This is a genomic window from Salmonella sp. SAL4457 (genome assembly GCF_046548235.1).
Lineage (GTDB): Bacteria > Pseudomonadota > Gammaproteobacteria > Enterobacterales > Enterobacteriaceae > Salmonella > Salmonella enterica.
The window spans coordinates 114,476-138,919 of the sequence record NZ_JBGDZO010000002.1 but is presented as its reverse complement, the minus strand read 5'-3'; the positions used below and the strand labels follow the sequence as shown (position 1 = coordinate 138,919).

At 52.0% G+C, this 24,444-nt stretch carries 25 protein-coding genes; 20 read left to right on the top strand and 5 right to left on the bottom strand.

Going from position 1 to position 24,444, the window contains the following annotated elements; all coding sequences use genetic code 11:
• Window positions 1–64: 64 nt before the first annotated feature.
• Both ACLJNW_RS08185 and ACLJNW_RS08180 read left to right on the top strand, forming a co-directional pair.
• Window positions 65–637, top strand: coding sequence for a phage repressor protein CI (locus ACLJNW_RS08185; RefSeq protein WP_065680854.1), 573 nt, complete (start codon window positions 65–67; stop codon window positions 635–637).
• A complete protein-coding gene (locus ACLJNW_RS08180; RefSeq protein WP_065680853.1) occupies window positions 637–1,659 on the top strand; it encodes a tyrosine-type recombinase/integrase in 1,023 nt (340 codons plus the stop codon). The genes ACLJNW_RS08185 and ACLJNW_RS08180 overlap by 1 nt, the downstream gene beginning before the upstream one ends.
• 216 nt (window positions 1,660–1,875) lie before the next feature.
• On the opposite strand, the gene ACLJNW_RS08175 is transcribed toward ACLJNW_RS08180, so the two are convergent.
• Window positions 1,876–2,643: a siderophore-interacting protein gene (locus ACLJNW_RS08175; protein WP_000213758.1), complete on the bottom strand. Its 768-nt coding sequence runs from the start codon at window positions 2,641–2,643 to the stop codon at window positions 1,876–1,878.
• Window positions 2,644–2,874: 231 nt separating this feature from the next.
• On the opposite strand from ACLJNW_RS08175, the gene ACLJNW_RS08170 reads away from it, so the two are divergent.
• Complete coding sequence (locus ACLJNW_RS08170) at window positions 2,875–3,522, top strand: PadR family transcriptional regulator (protein ID WP_000983434.1); 648 nt, start codon at window positions 2,875–2,877, stop codon at window positions 3,520–3,522.
• Here ACLJNW_RS08170 and ACLJNW_RS08165 read toward each other — a convergent pair.
• On the bottom strand, window positions 3,519–5,084 hold the full coding sequence (locus tag ACLJNW_RS08165) for a methyl-accepting chemotaxis protein (protein WP_000478465.1): 1,566 nt from the start codon (window positions 5,082–5,084) through the stop codon (window positions 3,519–3,521). The genes ACLJNW_RS08170 and ACLJNW_RS08165 overlap by 4 nt on opposite strands.
• Window positions 5,085–5,471: 387 nt before the next feature.
• The gene (locus tag ACLJNW_RS08160; RefSeq protein ID WP_000094651.1) at window positions 5,472–6,992 is read right to left on the bottom strand and encodes a PAS domain-containing methyl-accepting chemotaxis protein; all 1,521 of its coding nucleotides are present in this window, start codon (window positions 6,990–6,992) and stop codon (window positions 5,472–5,474) included.
• Between the two features lie 429 nt (window positions 6,993–7,421).
• Between ACLJNW_RS08160 and ygjG the strand changes: the two genes are divergently transcribed.
• Entirely contained in the window at window positions 7,422–8,801 is a 1,380-nt protein-coding gene (gene ygjG / locus ACLJNW_RS08155) for a putrescine aminotransferase (RefSeq protein ID WP_001520281.1), read from the top strand.
• A gap of 170 nt (window positions 8,802–8,971) precedes the next feature.
• Window positions 8,972–10,990: an NADPH-dependent 2,4-dienoyl-CoA reductase gene (locus ACLJNW_RS08150; RefSeq protein ID WP_023204279.1), complete on the top strand. Its 2,019-nt coding sequence runs from the start codon at window positions 8,972–8,974 to the stop codon at window positions 10,988–10,990.
• A gap of 80 nt (window positions 10,991–11,070) precedes the next feature.
• Here ACLJNW_RS08150 and rlmG read toward each other — a convergent pair whose 3' ends face one another.
• A complete protein-coding gene (rlmG, locus tag ACLJNW_RS08145; RefSeq protein WP_023204280.1) occupies window positions 11,071–12,207 on the bottom strand; it encodes a 23S rRNA (guanine(1835)-N(2))-methyltransferase RlmG in 1,137 nt (378 codons plus the stop codon).
• Window positions 12,208–12,292: 85 nt separating this feature from the next.
• Here rlmG and ACLJNW_RS08140 point away from each other — a divergent pair, with 85 nt between their 5' ends.
• The 14 genes from ACLJNW_RS08140 to ACLJNW_RS08075 all read left to right on the top strand — a co-directional run bounded on the left by ACLJNW_RS08140 (window position 12,293) and on the right by ACLJNW_RS08075 (window position 22,698).
• Window positions 12,293–12,790 carry a M48 family metallopeptidase gene (locus tag ACLJNW_RS08140; RefSeq protein ID WP_000202969.1) on the top strand — a complete coding sequence of 166 codons (498 nt, stop codon included), beginning with the start codon at window positions 12,293–12,295 and terminating at the stop codon, window positions 12,788–12,790.
• Window positions 12,791–12,941: 151 nt separating this feature from the next.
• Complete coding sequence (locus ACLJNW_RS08135; protein WP_024154691.1) at window positions 12,942–13,634, top strand: vancomycin high temperature exclusion protein; 693 nt, start codon at window positions 12,942–12,944, stop codon at window positions 13,632–13,634.
• 88 nt (window positions 13,635–13,722) lie between these two features.
• Window positions 13,723–14,721 carry a Gfo/Idh/MocA family protein gene (locus ACLJNW_RS08130; RefSeq protein ID WP_000617682.1) on the top strand — a complete coding sequence of 333 codons (999 nt, stop codon included), beginning with the start codon at window positions 13,723–13,725 and terminating at the stop codon, window positions 14,719–14,721.
• 270 nt (window positions 14,722–14,991) lie between these two features.
• Window positions 14,992–15,960 carry a TerC family protein gene (locus ACLJNW_RS08125; RefSeq protein ID WP_001098836.1) on the top strand — a complete coding sequence of 323 codons (969 nt, stop codon included), beginning with the start codon at window positions 14,992–14,994 and terminating at the stop codon, window positions 15,958–15,960.
• A gap of 254 nt (window positions 15,961–16,214) precedes the next feature.
• Window positions 16,215–17,459 carry a serine/threonine transporter SstT gene (gene sstT, locus ACLJNW_RS08120; RefSeq protein ID WP_000235363.1) on the top strand — a complete coding sequence of 415 codons (1,245 nt, stop codon included), beginning with the start codon at window positions 16,215–16,217 and terminating at the stop codon, window positions 17,457–17,459.
• 449 nt (window positions 17,460–17,908) lie between these two features.
• On the top strand, window positions 17,909–18,571 hold the full coding sequence (yqjA, locus tag ACLJNW_RS08115) for a DedA family general envelope maintenance protein YqjA (protein WP_000422143.1): 663 nt from the start codon (window positions 17,909–17,911) through the stop codon (window positions 18,569–18,571).
• A 3-nt stretch (window positions 18,572–18,574) separates the two neighbouring features.
• A complete protein-coding gene (mzrA, locus tag ACLJNW_RS08110) occupies window positions 18,575–18,958 on the top strand; it encodes an EnvZ/OmpR regulon moderator MzrA (RefSeq protein ID WP_000917516.1) in 384 nt (127 codons plus the stop codon).
• A 144-nt stretch (window positions 18,959–19,102) separates the two neighbouring features.
• Window positions 19,103–19,471 carry a DUF1090 domain-containing protein gene (locus ACLJNW_RS08105; protein ID WP_000877300.1) on the top strand — a complete coding sequence of 123 codons (369 nt, stop codon included), beginning with the start codon at window positions 19,103–19,105 and terminating at the stop codon, window positions 19,469–19,471.
• A 41-nt stretch (window positions 19,472–19,512) separates the two neighbouring features.
• Window positions 19,513–19,818: a YqjD family protein gene (locus tag ACLJNW_RS08100; protein ID WP_000031219.1), complete on the top strand. Its 306-nt coding sequence runs from the start codon at window positions 19,513–19,515 to the stop codon at window positions 19,816–19,818.
• A gap of 2 nt (window positions 19,819–19,820) precedes the next feature.
• The gene (locus ACLJNW_RS08095; protein WP_000785626.1) at window positions 19,821–20,219 is read left to right on the top strand and encodes a phage holin family protein; all 399 of its coding nucleotides are present in this window, start codon (window positions 19,821–19,823) and stop codon (window positions 20,217–20,219) included.
• On the top strand, window positions 20,216–20,515 hold the full coding sequence (locus tag ACLJNW_RS08090) for a YqjK-like family protein (protein ID WP_000095496.1): 300 nt from the start codon (window positions 20,216–20,218) through the stop codon (window positions 20,513–20,515). The genes ACLJNW_RS08095 and ACLJNW_RS08090 overlap by 4 nt, the downstream gene beginning before the upstream one ends.
• Window positions 20,516–20,762: 247 nt before the next feature.
• Window positions 20,763–21,155, top strand: a complete 393-nt coding sequence (locus tag ACLJNW_RS08085) for a DoxX family protein (RefSeq protein WP_001592732.1) — start codon at window positions 20,763–20,765, stop codon at window positions 21,153–21,155.
• A 67-nt stretch (window positions 21,156–21,222) separates the two neighbouring features.
• Window positions 21,223–22,209 (top strand): glutathione S-transferase family protein, encoded by a 987-nt coding sequence (locus ACLJNW_RS08080; RefSeq protein ID WP_000531165.1) that lies wholly within the window; start codon window positions 21,223–21,225, stop codon window positions 22,207–22,209.
• 123 nt (window positions 22,210–22,332) lie between these two features.
• Window positions 22,333–22,698 (top strand): DUF805 domain-containing protein, encoded by a 366-nt coding sequence (locus ACLJNW_RS08075; RefSeq protein WP_000384139.1) that lies wholly within the window; start codon window positions 22,333–22,335, stop codon window positions 22,696–22,698.
• 38 nt (window positions 22,699–22,736) lie between these two features.
• Here the strand turns inward: ACLJNW_RS08075 and yhaJ are convergent, their stop codons facing one another.
• A complete protein-coding gene (yhaJ, locus tag ACLJNW_RS08070) occupies window positions 22,737–23,633 on the bottom strand; it encodes a DNA-binding transcriptional regulator YhaJ (protein ID WP_001041026.1) in 897 nt (298 codons plus the stop codon).
• A 104-nt stretch (window positions 23,634–23,737) separates the two neighbouring features.
• Between yhaJ and ACLJNW_RS08065 the strand changes: the two genes are divergently transcribed.
• On the top strand, window positions 23,738–24,439 hold the full coding sequence (locus ACLJNW_RS08065) for a pirin family protein (protein ID WP_000633552.1): 702 nt from the start codon (window positions 23,738–23,740) through the stop codon (window positions 24,437–24,439).
• Window positions 24,440–24,444: the final 5 nt, after the last annotated feature.

The following is a 24,444-nucleotide window of genomic DNA, read 5'->3' as shown; positions in this document are numbered from 1 at the left end:
ATTGCCACCAACAATCGAATCCTAATGCGATTATTCGCATTGGTCAACATGAGAAATGCGATTTATGGACTTTGAAAGCCAAATTTCAAACGAGGAAGTGTTAGATAGAATTTGTCAGGTCTACGGGTTCACACAGAAAATTCAGCTCGCAAACCATTTCAATATCGCAGCCAGCACGCTACAAAACCGCTATACACGCGGTAACGTCTCCTATGATTTCGCTGCATTCTGCGCCCTTGAGACTGGTGTCAATATCCAATGGATCCTTACCGGAAAAGGGCCACAAAAGCCTGACGAACACTCAAAATCGTCTTACGAACTCAAATCATTCACATTAAGTGAAGGTCGACTCACTGATAATGGGGTTTTGAATATCGACCCTGAGCTTTTCGAAAAGCCTTTGAAAAGTGCTATCTGCGTTAAAAGCGAGAGCAAAAGCTACATCACTGAGAAAGATGCGCCTTTGGCTGACGGTCTTTGGATTGTCGATGTTGAGGGCGCAATTAGCCTCCGAGAGTTAACGGTTCTACCCGGTAAAAGGTTGCATGTAGCAGGAGGTAAAGTACCGTTTGAGTGCGGAATTGATGAGATAAAAACGATTGGCCGAGTGGTAGGTATATACAGCGAGATTAACTGATGGCCGTCCGTAAAAATCCGGCAGGAGGGTGGATTTGTGAAATCTACCCTAATGGGGCAAAAGGCAAACGCATCAGAAGGAAGTTTGCCACCAAAGGTGAGGCGCTGGCTTTTGAACAGCACCAGATACAGCACCCATGGCAAGAAGAAAAAGAAGACCGCCGTTCTCTAAAAGAGCTTATCGATTCCTGGTATAGCGCGCATGGAATCACCTTAAAGGACGGCGAAAAACGGAAACTAGCTATGCACCATGCTTTCGATTGCATGGGCGAACCGTTAGCTCGCGATTTTGATGCACAGATGTTTTCCCGCTATCGGGAAAAACGGTTAAAAGGCGATTACGCCCGTTCAAACAGAGTAAAAGAAGTATCACCTCGCACGCTTAATCTTGAGCTGGCCTACTTTCGTGCTGTTTTCAACGAGCTTAATCGACTCGGGGAATGGAAAGGGGAAAATCCACTGAAAAATATGCGCCCGTTCCGCACGGAAGAAATGGAAATGGCTTGGCTCACGAAGGAACAGATTGCAGCGCTTCTTGATGAGTGCAAACGACACGAACACCCTGATTTAGTATCTGTTGTGAAAATATGCCTTGCGACTGGTGCTCGTTGGTCCGAGGCCGAAGGGCTCAAGAAATCACAGCTATCAAAATATAAAATTACCTACAACTACACTAAAGGTAAAAAGAATCGCACTGTGCCAATCAGCAAAGAGCTTTATGAAGAATTACCGGCTAAAAACAAAGAACATGGTAGCTTATTCCAGAATTGCTATGGCGCTTTTCGTTCGGCACTACAGCGCACTAACATTGAGCTGCCTGCCGGACAACTTACCCATGTGTTGCGCCACACCTTCGCCAGCCACTTTATGATGAATGGTGGTAATATTCTCGTATTGCAACGTGTGCTCGGCCATACCGACATCAAAATGACGATGCGATATGCTCACTTTGCCCCCGACCATTTAGAGGATGCCGTTAAACTCAATCCACTGGCGACGAGTGGCGATAAAATGGCGGTGTAAATGGCAAATATTGGCAAACATTGGCAAACATTGGCAAACTAAGTCAATGTTTAATAACGCAAACTATTGATTTTCGGTTGTTCTGGTAGGAACTCATAATCGCTTGGTCGCTGGTTCAAGTCCAGCAGGGGCCACCAAATTTTAGCTTTAAAATCATATAATTAAGCCACTATAAAGAGTGGCTTTTTTGTTTCTGACAGGGCTCGCCCCATACCGCTATTTACGATGCCAATAGGCTGCCGCACGTACCAGGTGTGGATCAAACCCCTTTTCAAAGCACTGACTTAAACGTTTTACCGTTTTGCCTTCGCCAGTAATCCAGATGAAATAGTCTGATTCTGGTATTGCCAGCTGCGACAGGCGCGTTTGCATTGCCTGTTCATCGCCGCCAACAACATATTCCACAGTAATATCCGTCAAATGGGCGAGATAATCGCGATATGCGGCATCCTGAATGCTCACCAGCGCGGTTACCGCAGGGTGCGCAGGCAGACGGCTAAGCGATTCCAGACGACGACGTAGCGCAGGCATACCGGACTCATCGCAGACATAAACCTGACAGGCATACTCTTCCGGCACCACCAGCGAACCGCGCGGCCCGCCGATCGTCAGTGTATCGCCTTCACGGGCTTCCATTGCCCAACGGCTGGCTACGCCGCCATCGTGGATAAAGAAATCCAGCGCCAGCTCGCGACGCGCCTCGTCATACAGCGGCGTGTAATCCCTGGAGACCGGACGAACGCCCTCCCCCCAGATAATGCCTTCCTCAGTGACTGTCGGGGGCGTAAAGCGACAGCCTGGCTCAGGGAAAAAAACTTTCGTGTGATCGTCAAAGCCCAGGGAGATGAAACCGTCCAGCGCCTCGCCGCCAAGTACGATCCGCTGAAATCCTGCGCTAATACGTTCTACCCGCAGAACGATCAGCTCGCGAAAACGCAGCTCATTACGAACACGCTGTGGGTAGCGTACGGATGATGTCGTCATTTTTTGCCTTCGTGAAGTAATACGATATATCTAAATTAAAGTTTTAAATGATAATGATTGTTAATCAGTAAAAATGCAACTGTTTTTTGATAGTGTTCTGGCAACACATCGCTAATCACAACTTCAAAATAAAACGTTATAAATTAATAGATTATATCAACAAGCGCTTTTATCCTTGCTAAAAAGCATCATTTAGATATAAATTAGATATATCTAAATAAGCAGGAGGCAATGATGCAAAATCAACATGAAGGGTGTTGCAAAAACCGGGATCATAAGCACGACGGCTGCTGTAAAGATCGAGAACATCAGCATGAAGGCTGCCATAGCGCGCATCAGCATGAGAACGCCAGTTGCGGCGGCGAACACCGTCACGGACACGGCTGTGGTCGTCATGGACAGGGCGGTGGTCGACGTCAGCGATTTTTTGGCCACGGGGAGCTTCGGCTGGTCATTCTTGATATCCTGACCCGGGACGCCAGCCACGGCTATGAACTGATTAAAGCGATAGAAAACCTGACGGGGGGCGGCTATACGCCAAGCGCTGGTGTGATCTACCCTACGCTGGATTTTTTACAGGATCAGCAATTTATCACGATTAGCGACGAAGAAGGCGGGCGGAAAAAAATCGCGATTACCGCGAACGGCGCGCAATGGCTTGATGAAAATCGCGAACACCTGACGCATATTCAGGCGCGGCTAAAAGCCCGTTGTGTGGGCATGGAGTTACGTAAAAATCCGCAGATGAAGCGGGCGCTGGATAACTTCAAGGCCGTGCTGGATCTGCGGATAAACCACAGCGATATCAACGACGCGCAAATCAAACGCATTATCGGCGTGATTGATCGCGCGGCGCTGGAAATCGCCGAACTGGATTAAGCGGGCTGCGTGTCCTCTTCGCGGACGCGGAACACGTTAACCAGCTCTTTTAAATGTAACGCCTGTTCGTTCAGCGACGCCGCGGCGGCAACAGACTCTTCCACAAGGCAGGAGTTTTGTTGCGTGGCGGCGTCAATCAGGCCAATCGCGCTGTTAATCTGCGAAATACCGTCAGTTTGCTCGCGGCTGGCCTGCCCAATCTCACGTAATATCACATCCATCTCTTCGACGTTATCCACCATACCATTAATCAGGGCGCTGGCTTTCTCCACCAGGTGCATCCCTTCCTGAGTCTGACTGGTTGAATCTTCAATCAAATTACGGATTTCACTGGCTGACGAGGCGCTCTTTTGCGCCAACTGGCGAACCTCTCCGGCGACAACGGCAAAACCACGTCCATGTTCGCCCGCGCGCGCCGCTTCAACCGCCGCGTTCAGCGCCAGAATATTGGTCTGAAAGGCAATGGAATCAATGATATTGATGATATCCGACATACGATTTGCCGTATCGTTAATGACGCGCATTTTCTGCGTCACTTGATTCATCATCTCCCCATTGTTTTTCACTACGCTGGCGGCGCCGGCAGAGAGTTTGGTCGCTTCACTGGTATGATCGGCTGTGTTTTTAACCGTGGCGGTAATCTGTTCCATCGACGCCGCCGTTTCTTCAACCGAGCTGGCCTGTTCTTCCGTACGCGCGGCCAAATCCTGGTTACCGGCGACAATTTGCGCCGCCGCCGTGGAGATACTCTCCGAACCGTTTTGCACTTCCTGGACGATATCCAGCAGACGCGTTTTCATCGCCATTAACGCTTGCAGTAGTACGCCTGTTTCATCTTTATAGTCGGTGGTGATATGGCGAGTCAGATCGCCATCGGCAATCGCCTCGGCAAAGCGTACCGCTTCATCAAGCGGCCGGGTAATGGAACGTACGATATACCATCCCATTACGCATCCGGCAGCGATGCTTATCAGCGCCAGGGTAATTAACAGCGTCCGGTTAGTTTTAAAATCTCCTTCGACCTGCACGCCCGCGTTGTGCATCTGCGCATCCTGAACGGCGATAAGTTCCTGAACTTTGTCCTTATAGACCTTTTGCACCTGCACCGTTCTGGTCATCATCTCCTGAATGGCCGCCTGACGATTATTGCTTTGAATATCTTTCAAAATACGGAATCTGGACTCCAGGTATTGCTGGCGCGCTTCACGGATCTCGGTAATGATTTTCTGCGAAGCCGCATCGTGACGGTTGCTGGAAAGCTCATCCAGTAGCGCCGTAATACGCTGGCTTATTTCATCCAGATCTTTCTGCGAACTCTGGCTCCAGCGCCCCTCCTCATCCAGTAGCATGAGCTGCTGCGCGATGATGAAATCATTAAAATTATCGATTAACAGATTGGCTTTCACCGTGGTGGGATAATCATTGGTAATAATGTTCTGCATACCCGTATTAGCCCGATCAAGGCTAAACAAAGACAGAGCGGAACTCACCACCATGAGAACAATGAATAAGCCAAAGGCCATAAATAATTTTGAACGTATTTTAATGTTATGCAAAAACATATTTTCTCCCTGGGATTGCATATCCTCATACAGGAAGATTTATCGGCAATAATGTTACTAACTTTATGATATTGATCGCTTTTTATTTCGGAGCATTATTAGTAAGTAATTTTTATTGTTCACAGAAAGATGAACCAAAAGTGACATAAATTGGTACTAATAATGAAAGAAATACGCTAAAAGGTTAACCATTTCTTATTTATTAACTGATCTTATACCCATTAATGGGTAGGCAGGAGAGAGGAAAGAAATATTACATTATTTTTAACAATATATGTCACTGATACTCTCTATGATGGCAGGAGCCGCCTTCTATCAGAGCGCATCCGCCCGGTAAGCTTGTTGCTACCGGGCGGATGTCATTACCGTTGCTACCTACAAGTAAACTTAATGCAGTACCGTGACCGCATCCTCCAGCCGGCTGGCACGGTGTTTTACCATTGCGGAGACTTGTGCGCTCTCTTCCACCAGCGCCGCATTTTTCTGGGTTATGCGGTTCAACTCGTCCACGGCGCGAGTCAGGCTGGAAAGCCCATCTGTCTGTTCCTGCGTCGACTGGCTGATCCGTGCGATAAGCAGGGTGACATTTTGCACCTGAGCTACAATGTCATCCATGGTACGGCCTGCGGCGTGAACCTGCTCGGAGCCTGACTGCACCTTTGTTGCGCTGGCATCAATTAATTTACGAATATCGTTCGCCGCATTAGCGCTGCGGCTGGCAAGATGGCGTACCTCGCCAGCAACCACGGCAAACCCTTTCCCCTGCTCGCCCGCTCTCGCCGCTTCTACCGCCGCATTCAGCGCCAGGATATTCGTCTGAAAAGCGATATCGTTAATTAGCGTGGTGATCGTCCCGATACGTTGCGTACTGTGAGCGATATCATCCATCGTTTTAATCACCGTATCCATCGCCTCACCTCCCTGAGTCGCCGCGCTACTGGCCGCCATGGAAAGCTTATCCGCAGCGGAAGCCGTCTCGGAATTGAGCTTCACGGACTCCGCCATCTGGTTCATGGTCGTTACCGTTTCCTGAACATTCTCCACGGTCTGACGGGTGTGTTCGTTCAGATCATTGTTACCCTTCGCCAGCCTTTCACTGCCGTTTCTGACGCTGGAAACCTGACTTGATACGTCATTGATCAGCCAGCGGCACATCAAGCCAAGCTGCCCCACGGCCCTCAGCGTCAGCCCCAACTCATCGCTACGATTAAGGTGTTGTACGCTGTTGCGTTCGCCGGTCGCCACTTTCAGCGCCTGCGTCGCCACATTTTCAATGGGACGCACAATTTGCCATTCCAATAGCGCCGTACCTGCCAGCATCGCCAACGCGCCCAACAGCAACGCCTGCCATGAGGCATCCGTACCGAACAACGCCAACGCCAGCATTACGGCCATTAGCCCCATAATGCTACGCACTCGCCAGCGAACAGGCATAGCGGGCAGTTTGCCCAGCAAACCCTGACGAACCACCAGGCCTTTATGAATTCGTTTACTACACCGCCCTTCATTTAGCGCCTGATATAAAGGCTCGACGGCGGCAACCTCATCATCCGTGGCGCGGGTACGGATCGACATATATCCAGTCACACGCCCTTCACGTATCATCGGTACCGCGTTGGCCCGCACCCAATAATGGTCGCCGTTTTTACGCCGGTTTTTCACAATGCCGCTCCACGGTTCGCCCTGTTTTAGGGTGTACCACATATCTGCGAAGGCAGCTTTCGGCATATCCGGATGACGCACCAGATTATGTGGCTGCGCCAGTAACTCGTTTAACTGATAGCCGCTCACCTGGACAAAAGTGTCATTGGCGTGAGTGATATAGCTTTCCAGGTCGGTCGTAGACATCAGAGTGGTATCATCATCCAGCGGGGTATTTAGCTGGCTGACGTAGGGATGAGAAGACATGATAGCGTCCTGTGCAGGTTATCTGGATGTTAATTTTTCGCTCAGATGTTATTTCGGCGCTAATCTATTTATCTTTAGTTGTTAAAATTGCTCTGGATCGCAATTTGCGATTAATCCTTAATATTTGTACGATTTTCACCTCATCCTGCGCCTTATTTTCATTATGAAATTGTTTAGCGTGGACAACCTTTTTCTTTAAAATCTGCCCTGGCTCACCTTTTTCTCACGCCGCCGCTAACGCAACACACCGTAAACCGTAAAACAAGATCTGCTCAAAATGCATCCAATTGTTAACACGTGATATTAAATGTTGTGTAAATGTGATTATTCCTGGTGTTTATCCCGATTTTCACTATGGGCTTAGACCCCCGCTAATCCCTGCAATACTTAATTCAGTATCATGTGATACACGGCCCTCTGGAGCTCATTTTGAACAGGTTACCTTCCAGCGCATCGGCTTTGGCCTGTAGCGCGCACGCACTGAATCTCATCGAGAAGCGAACGCTAAACCATGAGGAAATGAAAGCACTAAACCGAGAGGTCATTGACTACTTTAAAGAGCATGTAAATCCAGGATTTCTGGAATACCGGAAATCTGTTACCGCCGGCGGGGATTACGGAGCCGTAGAGTGGCAAGCGGGCAGTTTGAATACGCTTGTCGACACCCAGGGGCAGGAGTTTATCGACTGTCTTGGGGGGTTTGGCATCTTTAACGTGGGGCACCGTAATCCTGTTGTGGTATCCGCCGTCCAGAATCAACTCGCAAAACAACCTCTCCACAGCCAGGAGTTACTTGATCCCTTGCGGGCGATGCTGGCAAAAACGCTGGCGGCGCTGACACCGGGGAAACTCAAGTACAGCTTTTTCTGTAACAGCGGCACCGAATCCGTCGAAGCGGCGCTAAAACTGGCAAAAGCGTATCAGTCGCCGCGCGGCAAGTTTACCTTTATCGCCACCAGCGGCGCATTTCATGGCAAATCATTGGGCGCGCTCTCCGCCACGGCCAAATCCACCTTCCGCAGACCCTTTATGCCTTTACTGCCGGGCTTCCGCCATGTGCCGTTTGGCAATATCGACGCGATGAGCATGGCATTTAGCGAAGGCAAAAAAACGGGCGACGAGATAGCAGCCGTGATTCTGGAGCCTATTCAGGGTGAAGGCGGCGTGATCCTGCCGCCGCAGGGATACCTGACAGAGGTACGTAAGCTCTGTGACGAATTCGGCGCGCTGATGATTCTGGATGAAGTACAAACCGGCATGGGGCGTACCGGCAAGATGTTTGCCTGCGAGCACGAAAATGTGCAGCCTGATATTCTGTGTCTGGCGAAAGCCCTGGGCGGCGGCGTGATGCCGATTGGCGCCACCATCGCGACTGAAGAGGTGTTTTCGGTTCTGTTCGACAACCCCTTCCTGCATACCACCACTTTTGGCGGTAATCCGCTGGCTTGTGCTGCCGCGCTGGCGACCATTAACGTCCTGCTGGAACAAAATCTCCCGGCCCAGGCGGAACAAAAAGGCGATACGCTCCTGGATGGTTTTCGACAACTTGCGCGTGAGTATCCCAATCTGGTACACGATGCGCGCGGCAAAGGTATGTTGATGGCCATTGAATTTGTCGATAACGAAACGGGCTACCGTTTTGCCAGTGAGATGTTCCGTCAACGCGTGCTGGTCGCTGGTACGCTGAATAATGCGAAAACAATTCGTATCGAGCCACCGCTCACGCTAACCATTGAACTGTGCGAACAGGTATTGAAATCAGCGCGTAATGCGCTGGCGGCAATGCAGGTGAGCGTTGAAGAGGTTTAAAAACGATGCCGGATGGCGCTGTGCTTATCCGGCCTGTTTTCTCCGGGTCGCGGCCTCTTTTTTGAATCCCATCACAATCACCACATTCCCCTTTTCCCTTTTATCTCGCGACGGCTACAGTAGTAACTCATCCGACCACATAACAATAATTTTACATACTGGATACGCTTATGAGCTACCCGTCGCTGTTCGCCCCGCTCGATCTGGGCTTTACTACTCTCAGAAACCGTGTGCTGATGGGATCGATGCACACGGGTCTGGAAGAACATCCTGATGGCGCTGAGCGCCTGGCGGCATTTTATGCCGAGCGCGCACGACACGGCGTAGCGTTAATCGTCACCGGCGGTATTGCGCCCGTTCCCTCCGGGGTCGTGATGACCGGCGGCGCGATGCTGAACGACGCCAGCCAATTAACGCCTCACCGCGTGGTGACCGATGCCGTACATGCGCAAGGCGGTAAAATCGCGCTGCAAATTCTGCACACCGGACGTTACAGCTATCAGCCGCACCTGGTCGCGCCGTCGGCAATTCAGGCGCCAATCAACCGCTTTATGCCGCATGAACTGACGCATGATGAAATCTTGCAGTTAATCGACGACTTCGCGCATTGCGCGCAACTGGCGCGGGAAGCAGGCTACGACGGCGTAGAGGTGATGGGATCAGAGGGCTATCTGATTAATGAATTTCTCACCCGGCGAACTAACCATCGCGATGACGAGTGGGGCGGCGACTATACCAGCCGTATGCGCTTCGCGGTTGAGGTAGTACGCGCGGTACGCCAGCGGGTAGGGAACGACTTTATTATTATCTATCGCCTGTCGATGCTCGATCTGGTGGAAAATGGCGGCACGTTCGACGAAACGGTACAACTGGCGCAAGCCATTGAAGCCGCAGGCGCAAGCCTAATTAATACCGGCATTGGCTGGCATGAGGCGCGAATCCCGACCATCGCCACGCCAGTACCGCGTGGCGCCTTTAGCTGGGTGACGCGGAAACTCAAAGGTCATGTGTCGGTTCCGCTGATCGCGACCAATCGCATTAACGATCCGCAGGTCGCCGAGACGATCCTGACGCGCGGCGATGCCGATATGGTGTCGATGGCGCGTCCCTTCCTTGCCGATGCCGAATTCCTGACTAAAGCGCAATCCGGACGCACAGATGAGATCAACACCTGTATCGGCTGTAATCAGGCCTGTCTGGATCGGATCTTCATCGGCAAAGTGACCTCCTGTCTGGTGAACCCACGCGCCTGTCACGAAACCCACATGCCGATAGCGCCGGCCATACGCAAAAAGAATCTGGCCGTTGTCGGCGCAGGCCCGGCGGGGCTGGCTTTCGCAATTAACGCCGCGTCGCGCGGCCATCATGTCACGCTGTTTGACGCCCAGAGTGAAATTGGCGGTCAGTTTACTATCGCCAGGCAGATCCCGGGTAAAGAGGAGTTTTACGAAACGCTGCGCTACTACCGTCGAATGATCGATGTTACTGGCGTTACGCTGAAACTGAACCAACGGGTGAACGCAGAGGATCTTCAGCCCTTTGACGAAGCGATCCTCGCCTGCGGAATAGTACCGCGACGCCCGCCGATAGACGGTATTGATCATCCAAAGGCATTGACCTACCTGGAGGTATTGCGCGATAAGGCGCCGGTTGGTAAACGAGTGGCGATCATCGGCTGCGGCGGGATCGGTTTTGACACGGCCATGTATCTGAGCCAGCACGGCGAATCCACCAGCCAAAATATTGCTGAATTTTGTACGGAATGGGGAATTGATACCAGCCTGCAACAGGCAGGCGGTCTGCGCCCGGAAGGCCCACGCCTGGCACGTAGTCCACGGCAAATCGTCATGCTGCAACGCAAAGCCAGCAAGCCGGGCGAAGGGTTAGGTAAAACCACCGGCTGGATCCATCGCGCGACGTTACTGGCGCGCGGCGTGAAGATGATCCCGGCAGTCAGTTACCAGAAGATCGACGACGACGGATTACATCTCTTGATCGGCGGCGAACCGCAGTTGCTGGAAGTGGATCATGTGGTGATCTGCGCCGGACAAGAACCCCGCCGCGAGCTGGCGGACCCGTTACGCGCCGCAGGTAAAACGGTACATCTTATCGGCGGATGCGATGTCGCGATGGAGCTGGATGCCCGACGGGCGATTGCCCAGGGCACCCGACTGGCGCTGGAGATTTAACGACTTTGCCTGATGGCGCAGCGCTTATCGGGCTTACGCCGTCATACCGGTTTTATAGGCCGGTATGACGCTTGAGCGCCTTATCGACGGCGTCCCTGCTTCACCGCTTTCAAAATAACAAACTTATTGTTGGTTGCTATCGTCGCGCAATTACCGAAAATCTTCTTCAGCTTGTGGAAATAGTCCAGATGGCGGTTCGCCACAATATACAGTTCGCCGTTGATTTTCAGGCAGCGGCGGGCATGATGGAACATCTCCCAGGCGATATTATCCGTCAGCGCATGTTTCTGGTGGAACGGCGGGTTGCAGAACACAGCGTTAAAACGGAACGGCTCCACGCCGGAGAGCGCGTTGTTGATCATAAATTCGCAGCGTTCGAACGCTTCCGGCAGGTTCGTTTCTACATTCAAACGGCTGGAATCTACCGCCATCGGCGATTCATCGACAAATACCACGCTCGCCTGCGGATTTTTCGCCAGTAAGCTCAGGCCAATCACCCCATTGCCGCAGCCGAGATCGACAATCTTCCCGTCGAGGTTTTCCGGCAAATGCTGCATAAAGAAGCGCGCGCCGATATCCAATCCGGTACGAGAAAACACATTCGCATGGTTGTGAATCGTCCAGCCTGTATCTTCCAGTTTCCAGCTTAGCGTTTGCGGCGCGTCGGCCAGTTGCGGATGACTGAAGGTACAGTTAATCAGGCGCGCTTTCTTCCACGCCAGCGTCGTCGTGGTTGGGCCCAGCACTTTTTCAAACAGTTCCAGCGTAGAGGTATGAATATCTCGCGCTTTCGCGCCGGCGATAATACGCGTTTGCGCCGTAACGACCTTACGCAAAGCGCGTAACTGCTGTTCCAGCAACGCCAGCGTTTTCGGTACCTTAATCAATACCACGCCCGGCGCCTGCGGGTAGTCAGCGGTACTGTCGAGAAACGTTACGCTGGACTCCGCGATGCCGTTATGGCGTAAATTCTCTCGCGTACCCAGTTCGCTTAAATACGAATCGCCAATACTGTATGGCGAATGCTCCGCCAGCGCACAGCTTAGCGCGCCAAACGTATCATTCAGGATCAGCACCGGGCCGCGAATTTCCGTCTCATCCAACTGTTGCAGCAGATACTCATCGGCCGCCTCCCACGCCAGAAGCGGGTTAACATCATCCGTTTGCGGAAAACGTTTCAGCGTCAGTGAACGGAAACCGTCGTCTACGTGGCTCATTAGGCCTCCTGAATGGTAAAATTGCGGCGTTATCCCTGAAAAGGGTGCGTGAGTATACACTTTTTATCAGCAACATGGAGCTTTGATGACCTCACTAACTTACCTTCAGGGGTATCCGGAACATCTCCTTGCCCAGGTGCGCACCTTAATCGCCGAGCAGCGCCTGGGAGCGGTGCTGGAAAAACGTTATCCCGGCGCGCATGATTACGCCACTGACAAAGCGCTATATCACTATACTCAGGAACTGAAAAGTCAGTTTCTGCGCAATGCGCCGCCCATTAATAAAGTGATGTATGACAGCAAGATCCATGTGCTGAAAAATGCGCTGGGACTGCATACCGCTGTCTCGCGCGTTCAGGGCGGCAAGCTCAAGGCAAAGGCGGAGATCCGCGTCGCCACCGTGTTTCGTAACGCCCCGGAGCCATTCTTACGGATGATTGTGGTTCACGAGCTGGCGCACCTGAAAGAGAAAGATCATAACAAAGCATTTTATCAGCTCTGCTGCCATATGGAGCCGCAGTACCATCAACTGGAGTTTGATACGCGACTGTGGCTGACGCATCAGGCGCTGTCGGCACAATAAATTCTGAAAATGCCCCTTCCCCCGTATCTTTTTAACGGCGTGGGCATAAAATCGGCGCGTTCACATTTCGCTCATTGCCTGCCGCCACGTCAAGGATGACGATCTGTAGAGGGTATTTTTTATCCACCGCCAACGGAACCGCGCAACAACCATGCTCTCACAATGTGCCCGTTTTATCCGCCGCCTCTGTTTTACACGCCGGGCGTTAACAGTGGCGTGTTTTCTGCTTGTCGCAGCAGGCGTCGCGCTTTTCTATTCCAACTGGCTTATCGTCAACGCCTCGCAGCATCTGACATGGAATGATATTCAGACCGTTCCCGCCCGCAACGTCGGGCTGGTGTTAGGCGCCAAACCCGGCAATCGGTATTTTACCCGGCGGATTAATACTGCCGCCGCGTTGTATCACGCCGGTAAAGTGAAGTGGCTGTTAGTCAGCGGCGATAACGGCAAAAAAGAGTACGATGAACCTTCGGCGATGCAGCAGGCGCTGATAGCGAAAGGTGTGCCGGAAGCGGCCATTTTTTGTGATTATGCCGGATTCTCCACGCTGGACTCCGTAGTTCGCGCCCGGAAAGTGTTTGGCGAAAGCCGCATTACGATTATCTCGCAAGCATTCCATAATCAACGGGCGATCTGGCTGGCGCAACAATATGGCATTGACGCTATCGGCGTTAACGCGCCGGATCTGAATAAAAGGCACGGAACCAACACACGACTTCGGGAAAAGCTGGCGCGGGTTAGCGCGGTGCTGGATGCCAAAATTTTGCACCGTCAGCCTAAATATCTGGGCGCTGGCGTCACTATTGGGGCTGATAGCGCACACGGGTGCCCTTCTCGCCAGTAAAATGCCAGAGTGCGTCGCAGCGCACTGGCAAGGGCGGAAAGGCGTGCTACATTGACGAAAAATCCCTTTCTGGAGTCCGCTGACGTTTATGATACGTTTCGCTGTAATTGGGACTAACTGGATCACGCGCCAGTTTGTCGACGCCGCCCATGAAACCGGCAAATTCAGGCTCGCCGCCGTTTACTCCCGTAGTCTTGAACAGGCGCAGTCTTTCGCAAATGATTATCCCGTCGAGCATCTGTTTACCTCGCTGGAAGCGATGGCGCAAAGCGACGCGATTGAGGCGGTTTATATCGCCAGCCCGAATTCCCTGCATTTCTCCCAGACGCAGCGCTTTTTGCAGCATAAAAAGCATGTCATGTGCGAAAAGCCGCTGGCTTCTAACCTGGCGGAGGTTGATGCCGCTATCGCCTGCGCGCGCGATAATCAGCGGGTACTGTTTGAAGCCTTTAAAACCGCCTGCCTGCCCAATTTCCTGCTGCTGCGGGAATCGTTGCCGAAAATCGGCAGAATGCATAAAGCATTCCTAAATTACTGCCAGTACTCTTCACGTTATCAGCGCTATCTGAACGGTGAAAATCCGAATACGTTTAATCCGGCCTTCTCCAATGGTTCGATTATGGATATCGGGTATTACTGTCTGGCGTCGGCGATCGCGCTATGGGGCGAGCCGCGCAGTGTTCAGGCGTCGGCGAATTTATTGGAAAGCGGAGTAGATGCGCACGGCGTCGTGGTTATGGATTACGGCGATTTTAGCGTCACGCTACAGCATTCCAAAGTCAGCGACTCGGTACTGGCCAGTGAAATTCAGGGCGAGAGGGGATCGCTGGTCATTGAAAAGCTGTCGGAATGCCAGAAAGTGTGTTTTGCGCCGCGCGGCGCGCTGATGCAGGATCTGACCCAGCCTCAGCATATTAATACCATGCTGTATGAAGCCGGGGCGTTTGCCCAGCTTATTGAAAACCATGCCGTGGAACATCCGGGGTTGTCGCTAAGTCGCGCCACGGCAAAATGGCTGACAGAAATACGCCGTCAAACCGGGGTCATCTTCCCGGCGGACGATCTGACTCATCCCCTTACTGCGTAAAATTATGTAAATCATATGTTACAGGCCATTGACTCTACGCGTGGCCTGTCATACTTTGTTACGCGCAAAGGGGAGTAACTTCATTGCCGGTCGATCGTCATTACGATGTGTGCAAAACCACATCCGGTCACCGGGCAGCCATAAAGGAATGCGTCAGCGTATTCCTTTATTGTTGTAAGTGAGACCTTGCCGAATGGCAAGGTCTATGCATAAAAGCAACGGCTAATGCCATTCGGCGTTAGCCGTTTTTTTTTTGCATAGGGAGAAATAATGAATACTGTTGGTACGCCATTATTATGGGGTGGATTCGCGGTTGTTGTGGTGATAATGCTATCCATCGACCTGTTGTTGCAGGGACGCCGTGGCGCACATGCTATGTCGATGAAACAAGCGGCAGGATGGTCAATCCTGTGGGTAACGCTCTCGCTACTGTTTAACGCCGCTTTCTGGTGGTATCTGGCTGAAACGCAAGGGCGCGAAGTTGCTGACCCGCAGGCATTGGCGTTCCTTACCGGCTATCTGATTGAGAAGTCGCTGGCCGTAGATAACGTCTTTGTCTGGCTGATGCTGTTTAGCTATTTCTCCGTCCCTCCGGCTCTGCAACGCCGGGTGCTGGTGTATGGGGTTCTTGGCGCGATCGTGTTGCGTACTATCATGATTTTCGCCGGTACCTGGCTTATCACTCAGTTCGAATGGCTGCTGTATGTGTTCGGCGCCTTCCTGCTGTTTACCGGCGTAAAAATGGCGCTGGCGAAGGAAGACGAATCCGGCATTGGCGAAAAACCGATGGTGCGTTGGCTGCGCGGGCATCTGCGTATGACCGATACGATCGAGAACGAGCACTTTTTCGTACGTAAAAATGGCCTGTTGTATGCCACGCCGCTGCTGCTGGTGCTGATTATGGTTGAGCTCAGCGATGTAATCTTCGCCGTTGACAGTATTCCGGCGATCTTTGCGGTCACCACCGACCCGTTCATCGTACTGACCTCTAACCTGTTTGCCATCTTAGGACTGCGCGCGATGTACTTCCTGCTGTCCGGCGTGGCGGAACGCTTCTCGATGCTGAAATATGGTCTGGCGGTCATTCTGGTCTTTATCGGCATTAAGATGCTGATCGTCGACTTCTACCATATTCCTATCGCGATTTCGCTGGGCGTAGTGTTTGGCATTCTGACCATTACGCTGGTGATTAACGCCTGGGTTAACCATCAGCGCGATAAGAAACTACGAGCGCAATAATCTTTTATCGGGGTAAACCTGCCCCGTCAAAAACGCCCGGCAGCGCACACCTGTCGGGCGTTTTTGTTTAACATGTCACAATACTGTTAATGTAAAGTTATAAAACATGATCACAGCAAAAAATCCAGGATATTTCGCTTCCCGAACCTTCAACTTTCCTTATACTCAACCAGGCAAACACTTTGTTACATCCTGAAAGATGCGCCGTAAGAGCGTGCAGGGGATGACCAGCAACACAATACAAGGAACATGAAATGGCTACGCAACGAGCATCAGGGCTACTGCAGCGTTTAGCGCAAGGCAGTCTGGTTAAACAAATTTTAGTGGGTCTGGTACTGGGGATTTTACTGGCATGGATTTCTAAGCCTGCGGCGGAAGCGGTTGGCTTGCTTGGCACCCTGTTCGTCGGCGCCTTGAAAGCGGTCGCCCCCGTTCTGGTGCTGATGCTGGTAATGGCCTCGATCGCCAACCACCAGCACGGTCAAAAAACCAATATTCGCCCTATTCTCTTTCTTTACCTGCTAGGCACCTTTTCAGCCGCGCTGGCGGCCGTTGTGTTCAGCTTCGCCTTCCCTTCAACGCTGCATCTGTCCAGTAGCGCCCAGGATATCGTGCCGCCGTCCGGCATTGTAGAAGTCTTGCGCGGTCTGCTGATGAGCATGGTGTCGAACCCCATCGACGCGCTGCTGAACGCTAACTATATCGGGATTCTGGTATGGGCCGTCGGTCTGGGATTTGCCCTGCGTCATGGCAATGAAACCACCAAAAACCTCGTGAACGATATGTCTAACGCCGTGACCTTTATGGTGAAACTGGTGATCCGTTTCGCGCCAGTCGGTATTTTTGGTCTGGTTTCATCAACGCTTGCAACCACCGGCTTCTCCACCCTGTGGGGCTATGCGCACCTGCTGGTCGTCTTGATTGGCTGTATGCTGCTGGTCGCGCTGGTGGTCAACCCGCTGTTGGTATTCTGGAAAATTCGTCGCAACCCTTATCCGCTGGTGTTCGCCTGCCTGCGTGAAAGCGGCGTTTATGCCTTCTTTACCCGCAGCTCTGCCGCCAATATTCCAGTGAATATGGCGCTGTGCGAAAAGCTGAATCTGGACAGGGATACTTACTCCGTTTCCATTCCGCTGGGCGCCACTATCAATATGGCCGGCGCGGCAATTACCATTACGGTTCTGACGTTGGCGGCAGTTCATACGTTAGGCGTCCCGGTGGATCTGCCTACAGCGCTGCTGCTGAGCGTGGTGGCCTCGCTGTGTGCTTGCGGCGCCTCCGGCGTGGCAGGCGGTTCATTGCTGCTGATCCCGCTGGCGTGCAACATGTTTGGCATCCCGAACGATATCGCGATGCAGGTAGTAGCGGTCGGCTTTATTATCGGCGTATTGCAGGATTCGTGTGAAACGGCGCTGAACTCATCTACCGATGTTCTGTTCACTGCGGCAGCCTGCCAGGCAGAGGACGAACGTCTGGCGAATAACGCCTTGCGTAGCTAAGTGATTATCGATGCCGGATGGCGTATGCCATCCGGCGTAACGATAGATCTGAATCTCCCAATCCGTAGGCTGTGACGTAAAGCGAATTTATATCCACACGCAACATCCTCGCGTAACGTTATATGTAGATGGCGTCTGCCGCGGCGCTCGGTCAGCGTAAAGTATAAAGTGTCAGCCTGTGTAAATCCTCTCGCCACCCTCCCTTGCGATAAGCAAAATCAAAGCTCAACGACGCGTAATTTCTATAACGGACTTCGTTGACCTTTGTTACAATTAGATGCATTTTGAATTTTTGTGTGTTAGTGCTTGCTTACTTCACAACTTAACAAGGAATAGTTCAGGCCGCGAATTTGCCGTTTCCGCAACGCTGATAAAAACTCCAACTCTGTTGCGGCAGTGCAAACCTCAGATCACCGGCGTGACGTTAACCGATTCTCCAGGAATACTGAATGGAACTACTGACTCAATTGCTGAATGCCCTGTGGGCTCAGGACTTTGAAACACTGGCCAATCCTTCCATGATTGGCATGTTATATTTTGTGTTATTTATGATTTTGTTTCTGGAAAATGGGCTGCTCCCTGCCGCCTTTTTGCCTGGCGACAGCCTGTTGATCCTGGTCGGCGTGCTGATCGCCAAAGGCGCGATGGGTTATCCACAAACCATTTTGCTGCTTACCGTCGCGGCCAGCCTGGGTTGCTGGGTCAGCTATATTCAGGGCCGCTGGCTGGGGAATACCCGCACCGTGCAAAACTGGCTCTCTCATCTCCCCGCACATTATCATCAACGCGCCCATCACCTTTTCCATAAGCACGGCCTGTCGGCATTATTGATAGGCCGTTTTATCGCGTTTGTCAGAACGCTGCTGCCCACCATTGCCGGCATATCCGGCCTGAATAACGCGCGCTTTCAGTTCTTCAACTGGATGAGCGGCTTGTTGTGGGTGCTTATCCTGACGTCGCTGGGCTATCTGCTGGGCAAAACGCCCGTCTTTATGAAGTATGAAGATCAGTTAATGTCATGCCTGATGCTGCTGCCCGTGGTGCTGCTCTTTTTTGGCCTGGCGGGTTCACTGGTCATGCTGTGGAAAAAGAAGTATGGGAGCCGGGGATAACTTATGCTTAAACCACGCATAACTGCCCGACAACTCATTTGGATCAGCGCTTTTCTACTGATGCTGACCATACTCATGATGACGTGGTCAACGCTGCGTCAGCAAGAGTCGACGCTGGCCATTCGCGCGGTTAACCAGGGCGCCAGTATGCCAGACGGCTTCTCAGTTCTGCATCATCTGGATGCGAACGGCATTCATTTTAAAAGCATTACGCCTAAAAATGACATGTTGCTCATTACCTTCGATTCCCCTGCGCAAAGCGCCGCAGCAAAAACAGTGCTTGATCAAACGTTACCACACGGTTATGTCGTCGCTCAGCAGGACGATGACAACGAAACGGTACAGTGGCTGTCCCGCTTACGGGAAAGCTCACACCGCTTTGGCTAATCTCCAGGAATCCGAATCATATCACTCACTTTGGTGATTTCATTGTTTAATGACTATGATTAATAAAGCGGTGTTTAACCCACCGCGTTATTATCGGGATCACCGCCCCGGACAACGGGTCCGAACATAAGGGAAAGTTCAGGAATGAAATACCGCATCGCTTTGGCTATCACGCTTTTTACACTTAGCGCCGGTAGCTACGCTAATTCGCTTTGTCAGGAAAAAGAGCAGGATATACAAAAGGAAATTAGCTACGCTGAAAAGCACAACAATCAGCGCCGTATTGAGGGTCTGAACAAGGCGCTCAGCGAAGTACGCGCCAATTGTACTGACAGCAAGCTGCGCGCCGAGCATCAGAAAAAGGTCGCTGAGCAAAAAGAAGAGGTAGCCGAACGCCAACGTGATTTAGCCGAGGCAAAAGCAAAAGGCGATGCGGATAAAATAGACAAACGTGAACGTAAGCTGGCCGAGGCTCAGGATGAGCTAAAAAAACTTGAGGCCAGAGACTACTAAATTAACGCCGAATGTAAATACTCACTCACCTGGAGAAAACTATGTCGAAAGATAACACTACGGAACATCTGCGCGCTGAGTTGAAATCCCTGACCGATACGCTTGAAGAAGTGCTGAGCTCTTCGGGCGAAAAGTCGAAAGAAGAGTTGAGTAAGATTCGTAGCAAAGCCGAGCGCGCGCTGAAAGAGAGCCGTTACCGCCTGGGCGAAACGGGTGATGTGATTGCCAAACAGACTCGCGTCGCCGCCGCCCGCGCCGATGATTATGTGCGCGAAAATCCCTGGACAGGCGTAGGCATTGGCGCCGCTGTCGGTCTGGTGTTGGGCGTACTGCTGACGCGTCGTTAATTATGGCGGACTCTCGACAGGCACAAGGACCAGGCAAAAGCGTACTGGGTATCGGGCAGCGGATTGTCACCATTATCGTTGAGATGGTGGAAACCCGGCTGCGACTGGCGGTAGTAGAACTGGAAGAAGAGAAAGCGAACCTCTTTCAGCTTTTGCTGATGGTAGGTCTTACCATGCTCTTCGCGGCGTTTGGCTTAATGAGCCTGATGGTTCTGGTCATCTGGGCTATCGATCCTCAGTACCGTTTGAACGCGATGATCGCTACCACAGTTGTGCTGTTAGTGCTTGCGCTAATCGGCGGCATCTGGACTTTGCGCAAAGCGCGTCAGTCCACGCTATTGCGCCATACGCGGCACGAACTGGCTAACGATCGGCAAATTCTGGAGGACGATCAGTCGTGAGCAGCAAAGGCGAACGCGAAAAACGTAAAGCGCTGCTTCTCAGTCAGATCCAGCAGCAACGGCTGGATCTGTCCGCCAGCCGTCGCGACTGGCTGGAGACCACCGGCGCGTACGATCGCGGCTGGAATACGGTGTTAAGCCTGCGCTCCTGGGCGCTGGTCGGTAGCAGCGTAATGGCCATCTGGACCATCCGTCATCCTAATATGTTGGTACGCTGGGCGAAACGCGGCCTGGGTATCTGGAGCGCCTGGCGCCTGGTAAAAACTACCCTCCGTCAACAACAGCTCCGCGGTTAATATCTTTTCTTTTATAGCATCGCGCCATCAGGTTATCACCCGATTACCCCTGGTGGCGCGATACTTTTATGCATATCGTCTCTTTAGCAATCACTCAAATTTTTTGAAAAAATTTGGCAATTTTCCTTGCTAACAATTCCTGTACGCCACGTTTATGATTCTCTCCAGCGATAACAATGATGCGCCAAACCGCGTCATTGCTCATGAAAATAGCAGCAGCCGCCGAATCGGCCCTCTGGAGAATAAAATGAAAAAATTAGAAGATGTTGGTGTACTGATAGCGCGTATTTTAATGCCAGTTCTGTTTATTACCGCAGGATGGGGAAAAATTAGCGGCTATGCGGGCACACAGCAGTATATGGAAGCGATGGGCGTACCAGGATTCCTGCTGCCGCTCACCATACTGCTTGAGTTCGGCGGCGGTCTGGCGATTCTGCTGGGGTTCCTCACCCGCACCACTGCGCTTTTTACCGCTGGTTTTACGTTGCTGACGGCATTGATCTTCCATAGCAATTTTGCAGAAGGTGTAAACTCGCTGATGTTTATGAAAAACCTGACCATTGCCGGCGGATTCTTATTACTGGCGTTAACCGGGCCTGGCGCGTTCAGCCTTGACCGTCTGCTGAATAAAAAGTGGTAAGCAATCTATACTCAATTAAAAAAGCGAGGGAATAGCGCCTCGCTTTTGTCATCTGAAGGAGAGAGACATGGGACAACTGATCGATGGCGTCTGGCACGATACCTGGTATGACACCAAATCTTCCGGGGGGAAATTTCAGCGTTCAGCGTCGGCTTTCCGCAACTGGCTTACCGCTGACGGCGCGCCCGGACCTTCCGGCGAAGGCGGATTCGCCGCAGAAAAAGATCGTTACCATCTGTACGTTTCCCTTGCCTGCCCCTGGGCGCATCGCACGCTCATTTTCCGTAAACTGAAAGGTCTGGAGCCATTTATTCCGGTTTCCGTCGTGAATCCATTGATGCTGGAAAACGGCTGGACGTTTGATGATACTTTTCCGGCGGCCACCGGCGATACCCTCTATCAGCATGAATTTCTCTACCAGTTGTATCTGCACGCCGATCCACACTACAGCGGCCGCGTCACCGTACCGGTCTTATGGGATACAAAAAATCATACTATCGTCAGCAACGAGTCCGCCGAAATCATTCGTATGTTTAACTCCGCTTTCGATGGGCTGGGCGCTAAAGCCGGGGATTACTACCCCCCCGCGCTGCAAAGCAAAATTGACGAGTTAAACGGCTGGATTTATGACAACGTTAATAACGGCGTTTATAAAGCAGGCTTCGCCACCAGCCAGCAAGCGTATGATGAAGCGGTAGACAAGGTATTTACTGCGCTGGCGCGCCTGGAGCAGATTCTCGGACAGCACCGCTATCTGACGGGCGACCAGTTGACCGAGGCGGATATCCGCTTATGGACGACCCTGGTACGCTTTGATCCGGTTTACGTGACTCATTTCAAATGCGACAAATACCGAATCAGCGACTACCTGAATCTGTACGGTTTCCTGCGCGATATCTATCAAATACCGGGCATTGCTGAAACCGTTAATCTTGACCATATTCGTCACCACTATTTCCGTAGCCATAAAACGATTAACCCCACGGGTATCATTTCCATCGGACCGTGGCAGGATCTGCTCGAACCTCACGGGCGCGACGTACGCTTTGGCTAATTTCAGGCGTCCTCCGGGACGCCTTATTAATAAATACCACAAATATTTACCAACATTTCATTCGCGGCTATTCTTAGTTTGATTACTTTAAAAACAAGTGATTGAACCATTATTGAGGCGAAAATGGATTGGTATTTAAAGGTTTTAAAAAATTATCTGGGATTTGGCGGCCGCGCGCGACGCAAAGAGTACTGGATGTTTATTCTGGTCAATATCATCTTTACCTTTGTGTTGGGCCTGCTGGACGCCATGCTTGGCTGGCAACGCGCCGGGGGTGAAGGCGTTCTGACCACCATTTACGGCGTTCTGATCTTTTTACCGTGGTGGGCCGTGCAGTTCCGTCGTCTGCATGACACTGACCGCTCCGCATGGTGGCTACTGTTGCTACTTATCCCCATTATCGGCTGGCTTATCATCATCGCGTTCAACTGCCAGAATGGTACGCCAGGCGACAACCGCTTCGGCCCCGATCCGAAACGTTTTTCCTGATGGCGGCGCGGCGCCGCTTTTAAAGCGCCGCGCGCTATTTATTTTCCGGCGAATAGCTTAGGTATTTCCCGCAGGCACCAGGCTTTTGCCTCCCCCATACTGTCGCGCCGCCAGGCCATAATAATATCGATTTCGCTGGTCGATTCCGGGCTGACCACGCGTAGCCGCCCTTCGGCAATATCCTGTTCCACCATCGAATATGGCATGGTCGCGACGCCAAGCCCGGCCAGCAGCGCCTGACGTTTATCTTCAATCGTGCTTACCGTCAGACGTGGCTGCTTATCCAACAGTTGCACCGTTAATACCGGCCGCTCGCGCGCGGTATCCGCTACCGCTACGCCGCGGTATTTAACCCGCGTCACTTCCGAAAGCGGCTCCGGCTCCTGATGAATAGGATGGTCAGGCGCGGCGACATACACATTCATAAGCGTATACAACTTACGGGAGTTAATTTCCGACGACGATCGAAAATGCATATCCGGAGCGATGACAATATCCGCCCGTCCCTGCTCAAGCCGCTCCCATGCGCCAGCCAGTACTTCGGTAATCAATGAAAGCTGCGTATTGGCTTTAGCGGCCAGCCGGTCGATCAGCGGAAAAAAAGCAGGCGTCGGTACCAGAGCTTCAGTGACCAGCGTCAGATGCGTTTCCCAACCGCGGGCCAACGCTTCAGCATCCGTCGTTAACTTGTCTGCCGCTTCCAGCAATACCCGCCCGCGTTCCAGCAGCATACGTCCGACGTTGGTGAATTTTGTACGATGGCCGGAGCGATCGAACAGTACAACATCCAACTCTTCTTCCAGCTTCTGCATGGTGTAACTCAGCGCGGAGGGCACCCGCCCCAACTCATCAGCCGCTGCGGCAAAACTGCCCCGGCGGTCAATGGCGTCCATCACACGCAATGCTTCAAGCGTCAGCGCTCTCTCTTTAGCCATAACGTTCTCATTCAGGAAATTTGAACATACCGGGCAGAATATCTGGCTAACAATGCAGCGTCCAGCCCCTTAACATAAAAGGAAGTAAAGAGAGGTTAATAACGATGATTACGACCCGAACCGCCAAACAATGTGGACAAGCAGACTACGGATGGCTACAGGCCCGCTATACCTTCTCCTTTGGACACTATTTCGACCCTACACTGCTGGGCTACGCGTCGTTGCGCGTACTGAACCAGGAAGTGCTGGCGCCGGGCGCCTCTTTTCAGCCTCGAACTTATCCAAAGGTGGATATTTTAAACCTGATTCTGGACGGCGAAGCGGAATACCGCGACAGCGACGGCAACCATGTACAGGCTAAAGCGGGCGAAGCGTTGCTGCTCGCCGCGCAGCCGGGCATTAGCTACAGCGAACATAATCTCAGCAAAGTTAAGCCGTTAACCCGAATGCAACTGTGGCTTGACGCCTGTCCTGAACGGGAAAACGCGCTGGTACAAAAAATCCCACTCTCGACGGCGCAACAACAGCTTCTTGCCTCGCCCGACGGTGAGCAAAACAGCTTACAACTGCGCCAACAGGTCTGGGTACATCATATTACGCTGGAGAAAGGCGAATCGCTTAACTTCCAGCTTCACGGGCCGCGCGCCTATTTGCAGTCGATTCACGGTACGTTCCACGCGATGACGCACAACGAAGAACGCGAGGCGTTAACCTGCGGAGATGGCGCATTTATTCGTGATGAACCTAACATTACGCTGGTTGCCGATACGCCGCTGCGCGCATTACTGGTAGATTTACCGGTGTAGCCAGC